This is a genomic window from Alcanivorax sp. (genome assembly GCF_014762765.1).
Classification (GTDB): Bacteria; Pseudomonadota; Gammaproteobacteria; order Pseudomonadales; family Alcanivoracaceae; genus Alcanivorax.
This window is the reverse complement of sequence record NZ_JABURH010000205.1, coordinates 1-7892: the sequence shown is the minus strand read 5'-3', so window position 1 is coordinate 7892 and position 7892 is coordinate 1. Positions and strand designations below refer to the sequence as shown.

The following is a 7892-nucleotide window of genomic DNA, read 5'->3' as shown; positions in this document are numbered from 1 at the left end:
ATTTCCACCTGCAAGAAAGAATAGGGCACCCATCCATTCAGTCATTGGCGGCCTTTATTCTCAATGCATAGGTGCCCCGTAGATTGATCAGGAAGGGCGCATATTCCGCAGGAATGTCACTGAAATAGCAGTATGCTGGGAGTGGGGTATTTGAGCCCGGAGAGGTGAAATGGACTTTAAGGACTACTACGCCCTGCTCGGAGTGGAGCCAGACGCCGACGCGGCTGCCATCAAGACGGCCTACCGCCGTCTGGCCCGCAAATATCACCCGGATATCAGCAAGGAAGACGACGCCGAAGCCAGGTTCAAGGACGTGGCCGAAGCCTGGCAGGTGCTGAAAGATCCGGACAAGCGCGCCGACTACGACCAGCTCCGCGCCCTGCGCAACCAGCAAGGCGACCATGGCTCGTTCCAGCCGCCTCCCGGTTGGCAGCCTTCCGGCGGCGGGTTTGATCCTGCCGATGCGGGCTTTTCCGACTTCTTCGAATCCCTGTTCACCGGAGCCCGCCAGGCCCGCGGCGGCCATGCCCCGTCCCGGCGCGGCCAGGATGTGGAAATCGAGCTGCCCATCTTTCTGGAAGACACGGTCAGCAGCGAATCCAAATCGGTTTCCTACCGGCTGCCGGAGTACGACCAGTACGGCCAGGTGGTCGGTGAGAAGAGCAAAACCCTGAACGTGAAAATTCCGGCCGGTGTCACCGGCGGTGAGCGTATCCGGCTGAAAGGGCAGGGGATTGCCGGTATCGGCAAGGCCCCTGCTGGCGACGTGTACCTGCGCATCCGCCTGGTGCCACACTCCTTGTTCGATGTGGAAGGCCACAACCTGATCGTCACCGTGCCGGTGGCGCCCTGGGAAGTGGCGTTGGGGGGGAAGATTGAAGTGCCCACCCTCACCGGCGCGGTTCAGATGACCATCCCGGCACACAGCCAGAACGGCAAGAAGCTGCGCATTCCCGGCAAGGGGCTGCCCGGCAAGACCGGCAAGGGCGACCTGATTGCCGTGCTGAAAGTGGTCATGCCCGATGCCAGCGGCGAAGACATTGAAAAGCTGTGGCAACAACTCGCCGACAAGGCGAGCTTCGATCCGCGCGCACAATGGAGACGGTAGTCATGGCCTCTCAATTAAGAATCACCGTATGCAGTAGCGACATTTGCCAACTGGTGCAGATATCAGAGCAGGACCTGATAGACATCGTCAGCCTTGGCATTATCGAGCCCCACGACAGGCAGGCCAGCGAATGGCAATTCGACGATGCCGTCATCGCCGACATCGCCCGCGCCACCCGTCTGCGGCGCGACCTGGAAATCAACTGGGCGGGCGTGGCCCTGGCCATGGAGTTACTTGATGAAGTGGAGGCGCTACGTCGGGAAAACCGTGAGCTACGACGGCGGCTAAAACGGTTCGAGGCGTGATGATTCCGGATGGCGCCCATGTCAGCTACCACGGGCGCCTCTTTCCTTTTTCCTCTTTGTTGGAGCCATGCTCGCATGGCGAACCGCTGCCGGGTCTCAAACCGTCAGTAACAGCGCCCGTTCCCACATCCAGAAAACCGCCATGCTGCCGATGCTGTAAACAGCAATGCTCTGCAGGCGCTGGATATGGTGCTTCATGCCAAACATCACCAGCAGCACCGCCGCCACACACAGCAGCTGCCCCAGCTCCAGACCGAGATTGAAACCCAGCAAGGTAATGATCAAATCGTTACCGCTGAGCCCCTGGGTATTGAGCACATTGGCAAACCCGAGGCCATGCAATAAACCAAATCCCAGCGGCAGAAGGAGCACGGTGGCCCTGCTGGGCTGCTTGAGGGTGCCCCGGTTCAGCTGGAACGCCATGGCCAGCAAACTGGCGGCAATGGCGATCTCGGCCAGGGTAACGGGAAAGCGGATGATGCCGCTGGCAGCCAAGGCGAGGGTCAGGCTGTGGCCCAGAGTGAAGCTGGTAATCGCAAGAACCAGAGGTTTGCCCCGGCGCAGCCACAGGGTCAGGCCGATAACGAAAAGAAGGTGATCCCAGCCGGCAAGCAAATGAATGATGCCGGAGTGAGCGGTACGGATCAGTGTGCCCAGCCAGTCCCCGGATGCCTTGAACTGGAAGACGGGGGAGTGGGCATCCAGCAAGCTGCTGTGAGTAGGCTCGCCGGGCGCATGGTATTGAGCCACGGCCTGGTACTCGCCCAGACCGGGCAGGCTGATGCTGTAGGGTGGTTCGTCGCAGCGAAGCTGCCAGATCGTCCAGTGCGCCTCCTTTGCCATGGTGCGTTGCGGCGCCGACGGCGTGCATGTTTCGGGGAAGACCGGTGTCGGCGTCTGCGCGACGGTAACGCCGGACTTGAGGCTGACACGCAGATGCAGGTCGTCGATCTGTTCCAGCTTCAACAGCATCGGTACCAGCCCATGGCCGTGGGCCGTATTGGCGAGGGTGACGAGGATCAAGGCGGCCACACAGTGGCGTAACAGATGGCTCATTCTTCCCAACTCACTGTGTATTGCTGACGCAGCTGCGACATACCGTCCCGCAGTGCCTGGTTTTCCTGGTCGGCTTTCCAGGCCAGATACACCTTGGCCGGGTTGATCGGTACCGGCTGACGAGTTGTTGCCTCGATCCAGACAAGATGCTGCCCGAAAACACTCTCCACCGGGCCGGCCCACTGGCCGGGGGGCAGGGCTTCCAGTTGTGCTGCAAACCCGGGGCCAAAGGTCTTGGCGAGAGTCTTGTCGCTGATATCCGCCAATACATTGCCGGCGAGAAAAGGCTCGGAATAGCGGGGCGCGTCCTGAGGAGAAAACGACGGCAGTGAAAGCAGCTCTGCCCTGGCGTCCGGGCCGGTGCGTAGCACATGGGACAGATTCCAACGCCGTGCAAGGGTCGTGGCCGAGTCCGCGTAGCGGGCCAGTTCGGCATTCTCCGCTTCCAGGTCCGCCTGGCTGCGCAGTTCGGCCTGCATGCGAAGCAGAAGGCGCTTGCGCACCACCGGGTCCTGCAGGGGCATCCCCAATTCATAGGCGGTAGCCAGCGCATCGGACGGGTGGCTGGCCGGCTGTTCGGTAAAGGCCAGATTCTCGCGCAGGCGGCGGCGAACAATAGGATCCGTGCGATCCCAGCCACGCAACCGGGCCTCGTTAATCAGAATCTCTTCATCCACCCGGGCCTGTAGCGACGCCTGCAGTTCATCGGGGGTCAGTTCACGCCCCAGCTGTTGTCGCCACTGTGCCTTTAACGCCTCCACCTCGGCGGCACCCAAATGAATTTCCGTGGCGGCGGGGTGATCGGCGCTGGGGTCTGGGAGCAACGACTGAGCCAGGAAGGCGCCACTGCCCAAGAGCAGGCAGTGGAGCAAGGGGTGACGAAGCCAGCCGATCGTGTTCACTGCTTGTACCAGATCGGTGAGGCCCAGGCCCGTTCCTGAATACGGGAGGGGGCATTGCCATTCTCGATTTCGCAGCAGGCCGCCCACTCTTCCTGCGGATTGTTGCTGCAGTCCAGATCTGCCGGTGCATTCATGCACTGACGGGTCAGCCAGCGGCAGGTGGGTGCTTCCACCACACGGGCGTAGTAGAAGGCATTCTGATCGGCCAGGAACTGCGGGTCGTCCCACACCGCACAGAGTTGTTGCGGGCCGCTGCCGGACACCTGACAGGTGTCATCGTCCAGGGACCAGTCGCTGTTTCCGGTGGCAATATCAAACACCTGCTCGCGGGCCAGGGACTGGCCATTGGCATCTTTTTCCACCCAGCCTTTGACGATTTGCACACGCTGCAGGGGAACATTGACGCTGCGGTCGTTCTCACGGGGGAAGGTATCCGCGGTGGCCCACACGGCGAAACGTGGGGTGCCCTGGCCGGCATGCAGTTCGCCGCCCATGGGCACACCGGCCGCGTAGCCGGTTTCCACAAACGCCTGGCCACCACGCTCACACATGTTGTCCGGCATTTGCTCGGTGCTGCCACCAAATACCCGCAGCTGCATGCGTGGGCCACTGGTGCCATAGGTTTCCTTGCGCTGCATGGCATCAAACAGGGACGCGCGGGTATTCTCTTCAGCCCAGACAACGGCAAGGCCACCGGGGTTATTGAAGTAATCGTCTTTCACCCCGTCCACCGGAGGCACGTCCCGGTGGCCGACAAAGTTGTCTTCATCCACCGCACCGGGCAGGCCGAAATGGCTGTCGGTGCTGGCAATGAAACCGTACTGGAATGGGTTGGCACCCTTGGCTTCCTCGATCAATAGCCCTTCCTTCAGACCATGGCGCACATAGTTCTGAAACGCCGGGGCCGGGGGAATCGGATTGATGCCGAGGAAGAACTCGAAAAAGTTGGTAGCCGGCAGTTTTTCAAAATCACACAGGGGATCATCCGGGCTGCCATTTTCCACTTGGGCGCATTCAGAGTCCCCCTTCACCTGAAAGATCTCAATCAGCGGTTCATTGCGACGCTTATCGGCAATGTCGTAGCCGTCTTCTTCCGGTCCGGCAAACATGCGCCCGTTACTCAAGTTGGAGTTGTGGGGAATGGTCAGGTACTCGCACTCACCGGTGCAGGCCTCGTCGAGCTGTTCCCACAGAGCCGAAGGGTCCGGCGCTTCATAGACACTGACTGGGTCCTGCGGCACCTGGTCCCCGGAAAAGATTACATTACGGTGCATGTTGTCGCTCAGCGGCGACATGGTGTACTCGTAGCCGTTAAAGGCAGTGAAGCAGCCCGGCTGATTAAAGCGCTCAGCCTGCAGCTGCACATCCAGCCAGGGCCCACGCGCCGCGCCCCGGCACTTCTCCCCGGTCACCCCGCAAAACAACGGACGATGGACCTCGTTGTCGGTGAGCAGGAAGGGTTCGTCAAAACTGATATTGGGGAATGGCACCAACTGGCTAAAGCCGGCCCAGCCGCCGCCAAACAGCAGGAAACCGAGCTCCCGGTCCTGGCGATACACCGTGCACTCGGGGGAGCTGTAGGCCAGCGGGTCCAGGCTGGGGTCCTCACACAATTCCCGCTCGCCCAGCCATTCGCCGTGATCGGTCACCGCCGCAAAATCCAGCGGGCGATCAATCTGATAAGGCGGAATCAGCGAATTCCCGGCGGCGTCATAGGGTGGGGCGGCCACCGGCTCTCCCATGGCAAAGCGGTAGGCGCCTTCCGGGGTCAACTGCGCGGCAACGGCATCCAGCGAGTACACCGTATGCAGATGCAGTTCACCAAAATACGCATTACGCAGCGGGTTGGGCGGCGTCTGGTCGCAGGCGAGCAGCTCCGGATCCGGGTCGGGCATCGGCGGTGGCTCACTGGGTGTCGGCGTTGTGGCCGGGGCGTTAGCCGTGGTCGAAGTACCGCTATCGCTGCCGCCACAGGCAGCAAGGAGCAGACAGCTCATCAAGGTGGGCAGTGCATATTTCATGGCAAGTTCCGAAGCGCATCGTCGCCCGGGCGGGCCGGGCAGTAAGCAAGAAGAGCCGCCGGCGCGGCCGGCAATCTCAGTAAACCGGAAGCGGCAGGCCAGGACTCACCCGATTCCGGCACCGCCTTATTCACATTGTCAGCAGTCGCAGCCAGACGTTATCGGCACGGCAGCCCTGTTTAAGGTGGCGGATTGAATCAAGGTAGAAGAATTCCCGGGATGGGTCAGATTCATTGGGTTGGGGCTTTGTGTCTATTTGTGCACTTCCGTCCCAATAAAGAAACCGGCGGGCAGGGCGGTGGAGGCATGATAGCGGGAAGCCGTCTCATTCTTCTGTTGGAGCCATGCTCGCATGGCGAACCGCTAAACAAGAAAATGAAACCCATTCATTTATTTCAGGGTACGGATTGTGTAAATTCGAACTGGATCACAAATCACGAATACCAATAATAATTGGCGGGCCAGGGTGGCACGGCCTGAAACAGCGAACTCGGGGAAGGGGGGCCTGTCTGTTTACTTAACCTGTCAATCGCTGTTGCGACCGGCCCATACACGGCCCGGATACCAACAGCCATGAGTATTGTCCTGCTCGTCATCACTGTCGTGGCAGTGTTACTGCTGCTGAAGTCGTTGACCGGCTCTGGCCAATTCTCCTATCGGCGAAAACTTTACCAGCCTAGCAAAGTGGAGTGCTCCTTTTATGGTGTGCTTTCCCGGGCTGTGGGTTTTGAACGCCCGCTTTTTTGGGGGACGGGTGCACAATCAAGACCTGTTCCCCGTTCGGGAAATGGGAGGCCTGAGCCCAGTATTTCGCCTACTCAGGTCAATTCAAAGTTAACTATTTTAGGATGTGGCGATGGTGCTTGGTGAAATTGAAGCAGGGCTTTCACTTTGGGATAGGTTTTCTCGATTATGGCGACAAAGGCCTGTTAAGGAGGAATCAATTGCCGATAGGTTTCTCATGCTTTTTGGAAGCCATGGTGTACATCGTAACCAGATACCCCGTTTCTTTGGTCATGATTTGACTATCGCTGATGTGCAAGACCAAGATGTTTTGGCTCTCAAGCTCACGGAAGAGATTTTAGAAAACGCTTGCTCATTGTTTAATGTAAATAGGACATGGATAGATGGAGCATCAAAAGACGTTTACCCAACGTATTGTTTTTATAAGCAACCCGAAGTATTTGATGGATTTTTAGAAGCAATCGTCGAGAAAAGTAGTGAAGCATATTTTTATGCTTTTCTTTTGGTTCCTCGAAATTGTACTTACCCTGACCAGGCTGTTCTTGTTCTTCAGGAAAGAGTGGGGGAAGTTGGCGATAGTGAAATTAATCGATTTTATCTTTGTAATAGATGGTCATTTTGCTACTGGAAAGCTAGGGCAGACTTGACGGCTTGCTTGGCAATCGTGGCAAAGCATGGAATTTTCATGAAAGGGGTTTACGCTGACCCAGATTACATTAAGGAGATAGAAGATGGTAAAAAGCTATTGGGTTGGGGCTGTGAAGGGGGCTGGCAAGTAGAAGGTGAATGGTGGGAGGCAGAAGATATGGTTTATCAGCCAGATTTATTTTTAAAAGGGCTAAATCATAAAGATGGATATTCAGATATTTCTGCTTTGTCACGATGGCTGGAGCTATCAGATAAAGGATTTATGAAAACGGAGGTTTTTCCTGACCCTCTCGTTAATGATTTTCAGGAAAAATTATTTGGTATGAAAAATAAGCGAGCCTAGAAGGCTATATAAAGCAGATGGGCTTTTTTCTCATGACAAAGTGACGGTGTGCTAATCTCGAGCCCGAGGGTCAGGTCTCCCATTTCCCAAATACTGAACTTGGTGGGGGATTTCCAAACCCTGGAGGCTGTACCAGCTTAAAGTCGAGAAATTCATGAAATATTTCTTTCTAATTTTGAGTATGTCATTGCTTTTTGAAGCTGTGATCGCGTCCGGAGGTAATGGAGATTCTTCATTGGCCGAGGCTCGCCCGCTGGTTGCTGCTAAATATAAGGGCAGTTTGGGGGATGGTTCTTGTGAAGTGGGAAGTGCAGACAAATCGACTTTATCACTGATCAACCACACGTTTTGCCGTTATACCCCCAGATTTGATAGCCAATACCGAAGAGCATTGAGAGACGACCCTTTTCTGGCAGGAAATGTAACGCTGATGCTTGAGGTGAGCAGTGATGGGAAGGTGGCGTCGGTAGACATCATGCAGTCGGACCTCGACCACTCTGAGCTTGAAAGACGCTTTCTCATGATCGCCTCTGCCATAAAGTTTCCGGGTATTGGGCCTGGCGGCTGGAATGGAGAGTATACACTCCGGTTCTCTCCCTGATTTTGGCCTGTGAAGAAAAAGAACAAGACTCTCCAAAAACTGCGATGAATGGCGTGTCTTGAGACGAGGCACCCATTCAATAGTATCCTTCCCTGCATGCACTTTATCTGCTGCGTTCTTCGACAACCCTTTTGGCGGTGAGCAGAAATACCGGTTCCCCGTTG

Annotated in this window: 7 protein-coding genes; 4 read left to right on the top strand and 3 right to left on the bottom strand. The window is 57.0% G+C overall.

The features are described 5' to 3' along the window. The first annotated feature begins 169 nt into the window (after window positions 1-169). Together HUJ17_RS16015 and HUJ17_RS16010 are read left to right on the top strand one after the other, a co-directional pair. On the top strand, window positions 170-1108 hold the full coding sequence (locus tag HUJ17_RS16015) for a DnaJ C-terminal domain-containing protein (RefSeq protein ID WP_290511631.1): 939 nt from the start codon (window positions 170-172) through the stop codon (window positions 1106-1108). A 2-nt stretch (window positions 1109-1110) separates the two neighbouring features. Then, window positions 1111-1413, top strand: a complete 303-nt coding sequence (locus HUJ17_RS16010) for a chaperone modulator CbpM (protein ID WP_290511630.1) — start codon at window positions 1111-1113, stop codon at window positions 1411-1413. 96 nt (window positions 1414-1509) lie between these two features. Here the strand turns inward: HUJ17_RS16010 and HUJ17_RS16005 are convergent, their stop codons facing one another. From HUJ17_RS16005 to HUJ17_RS15995, 3 genes are read right to left on the bottom strand one after another with little or no spacing between them, the layout of a single operon-like run. After that, entirely contained in the window at window positions 1510-2469 is a 960-nt protein-coding gene (locus HUJ17_RS16005) for a HupE/UreJ family protein (protein ID WP_290511629.1), read from the bottom strand. Further along, a complete protein-coding gene (locus HUJ17_RS16000; RefSeq protein ID WP_290511628.1) occupies window positions 2466-3371 on the bottom strand; it encodes a hypothetical protein in 906 nt (301 codons plus the stop codon). The genes HUJ17_RS16005 and HUJ17_RS16000 overlap by 4 nt, the downstream gene beginning before the upstream one ends. Further along, the gene (locus tag HUJ17_RS15995) at window positions 3368-5392 is read right to left on the bottom strand and encodes a DUF3604 domain-containing protein (protein ID WP_290511627.1); all 2025 of its coding nucleotides are present in this window, start codon (window positions 5390-5392) and stop codon (window positions 3368-3370) included. The genes HUJ17_RS16000 and HUJ17_RS15995 overlap by 4 nt, the downstream gene beginning before the upstream one ends. 856 nt (window positions 5393-6248) lie before the next feature. Between HUJ17_RS15995 and HUJ17_RS15990 the strand changes: the two genes are divergently transcribed. Together HUJ17_RS15990 and HUJ17_RS15985 are read left to right on the top strand one after the other, a co-directional pair. Further along, on the top strand, window positions 6249-7127 hold the full coding sequence (locus tag HUJ17_RS15990; protein ID WP_290511626.1) for a hypothetical protein: 879 nt from the start codon (window positions 6249-6251) through the stop codon (window positions 7125-7127). A 154-nt stretch (window positions 7128-7281) separates the two neighbouring features. Then, complete coding sequence (locus tag HUJ17_RS15985) at window positions 7282-7728, top strand: AgmX/PglI C-terminal domain-containing protein (protein WP_290511625.1); 447 nt, start codon at window positions 7282-7284, stop codon at window positions 7726-7728. Window positions 7729-7892: the final 164 nt, after the last annotated feature.

Excerpts from the sequence above, each read along its gene's own strand:
- HUJ17_RS15990 (WP_290511626.1), top strand. The coding sequence starts at position 6,249 with ATGGTGCTTGGTGAAATTGAAGCAGGGCTTTCACTTTGGGATAGGTTT.
- HUJ17_RS15995 (WP_290511627.1), bottom strand. The coding sequence starts at position 5,392 with ATGAAATATGCACTGCCCACCTTGATGAGCTGTCTGCTCCTTGCTGCC.
- HUJ17_RS16015 (WP_290511631.1), top strand. The coding sequence starts at position 170 with ATGGACTTTAAGGACTACTACGCCCTGCTCGGAGTGGAGCCAGACGCC.
- HUJ17_RS16005 (WP_290511629.1), bottom strand. The coding sequence starts at position 2,469 with ATGAGCCATCTGTTACGCCACTGTGTGGCCGCCTTGATCCTCGTCACC.
- HUJ17_RS16010 (WP_290511630.1), top strand. The coding sequence starts at position 1,111 with ATGGCCTCTCAATTAAGAATCACCGTATGCAGTAGCGACATTTGCCAA.
- HUJ17_RS15985 (WP_290511625.1), top strand. The coding sequence starts at position 7,282 with ATGAAATATTTCTTTCTAATTTTGAGTATGTCATTGCTTTTTGAAGCT.